Annotated in this window: 3 protein-coding genes; all 3 read left to right on the top strand. The window is 68.6% G+C overall.

The features are described from left to right. Window positions 1-455: 455 nt before the first annotated feature. Window positions 456-1,022: a type IV toxin-antitoxin system AbiEi family antitoxin domain-containing protein gene (locus AC2VON_RS18830; RefSeq protein WP_486954322.1), complete on the top strand. Its 567-nt coding sequence runs from the start codon at window positions 456-458 to the stop codon at window positions 1,020-1,022. Continuing rightward, entirely contained in the window at window positions 1,019-1,486 is a 468-nt protein-coding gene (locus tag AC2VON_RS18825; protein WP_486954321.1) for a nucleotidyl transferase AbiEii/AbiGii toxin family protein, read from the top strand. The genes AC2VON_RS18830 and AC2VON_RS18825 overlap by 4 nt, the downstream gene beginning before the upstream one ends. 207 nt (window positions 1,487-1,693) lie before the next feature. Continuing rightward, on the top strand, window positions 1,694-1,929 hold a 236-nt coding region (locus AC2VON_RS18820; protein ID WP_486954320.1), incomplete at its 3' end, for a pyridoxamine 5'-phosphate oxidase family protein.

Below are 1,929 nucleotides of genomic sequence, written 5' to 3'. Positions count from 1 at the left end.
CGGCGCGCGCATCGCGCCGTGCGGTCGCCCGGCTTCGACAGCGCGGACTGTCGGTACGCGACGTCGGCGTGATTTTGGGCCTCAGCCCGCAGCGCGTTTCGCAGCTGGCCGCATCAGCGCAGTGATTGCATGTGCTCCCCGGTCGTGCAGCTGACGACGAAACAGCGGGACCGGTTGGCGGCCTTCGCTGACGAGTGAATTGCCAAGGCTCGAAGCACCACGCCACTCACGGAGGCGGAATGGCGATCCTGGGAGACCGGGATGCGCGGCTATTACGCGGACGCCGGGCGCGCCTGGCCGGGTGTGGTGGTCCGGGTCGGCTCGCCAATGGTCGGGGCGCTGGCTCGGTATCGACTGCGGTATGGGCTGGACAGCCTTACTCGGCGGCGCGGGATACAAACCGTCTACAGGTACGATTACCTGTCTACGTTCCGTTCCATGTCTCCGGAGGGGAAGTGGCCTTGGTGGAAGCCCTGACGCCGAGCACCGCGGGGCAGGGCGGCCTGTCGCGCAGCGCGCTCTACCGTGACGCGCGTGCGGGCCGGCTGGACCGCATCGCCCGCGGCATCTACCTGCCCGCGGAGGCCTCGGCTGCCGACTGGGATCAGATCGAGGCCGCGACACGGCGCCCCGATGCGACGATCTGCCTGGCCTCCGCGCTCGCGTATCATGACCTGACCGACGCGATCCCCGCCGCGCTGGACGTTGCGATCCCCCGGGGATCGAGAACACCGGCGAGCACGGGTGCGATCGCGTGGCATCAATTCGACCGCGCCACATTCGAGATCGGACGCGAGGAGATCACGATCCCGGGATCGGATCAGACGATCGGGATCTACTCGCCTGAGCGGTCGATCGCCGACGCGTTCCGGCTCCGCGGCGAGGTCGGATACGAACTGGCGCGAGACGCGCTGCGGGAGTGGCTGCGCCGAGGCGGCAAACCGGCCCGGCTGGTCGACATCGCGTACCGCCTCCCGCGGGCGAGGTCCCCGGTCCTTCAAGCATTGGAGATGCTGGGGTGAGCTTCGGCGACGCGGTGTTCCGCCGGATCCAGGCCATCGCCCGTTCCGCAGCGGCGAGCAGCGGGAACGGCGCACCGACGCAGGAGTACCTGATCCGACACACGCTGGAATCGTTCCTGGACCGGCTCACCCGCACCTCTCATGCCGGCGACTTCGTCCTCAAGGGCGGAGTTCTGCTGGCCGCCTACCGGGTACGGCGCCCGACGAAGGACACCGACTCTAACGCTGTCCATGCTGACGTCACCGCCGAGCATCTCGCTCAGGTGGTCCGCGACATCGCCGCGATCGATGCCGATGACGGGGTGGTGTTCGGCCTCGACACGATCACGCTCCTCGGCTACGCGCCCGAGACCACCATCGCCGAGAAGGGCGTCACCATCCTCGAACGTGGCATCACCAGCACCCGCTGGCGTGACTACGTCGACATCGTCGCCGTCGCCCGCCAAGGCGTCGACGCCGCGTAGCGTCCTCGTGGAGTAGCGGCGATACTGGGCCATGGAATGGGCCCCGCGAATCCGTCGCAGTATCGCATGCGCTATCGCTTTGGAGAAGGTCATACCGATCCCCGGGAGGTAGCACCGATAACGTGGACGGCGACCCGCCCCAGTTAGACACGCACCGGGCCCAGCCGACACCGGGGCGGCGTGGTGATCGGCAGGGAGGAGCAGCTCTTGACCGACATCTCCACGTTCGCCGATCTGATACCGCTCGATCATGGCCTGTGCGTGCTGAACACCCTGCGCGGAGACGGCAGCATCCAGTCGTCGGTGGTCAACGCCGGCGTCATCGCGCACCCGCGAACCGGTGCCCCCGTCGCGGCGACGGTCGCTCTCGGCGGCACCCGTAAGCTCGACAACCTGCGTGCCGACCCGCGCGCCACCGTCGTCGTGCGGGCCGGCTGGCAGTG

The sequence above is a fragment of the Mycobacterium sp. TH-M82 genome (assembly GCF_057473605.1).
Note: the sequence above shows the minus strand (reverse complement) of the source record. Positions and strands in the feature narration are given on the sequence as shown.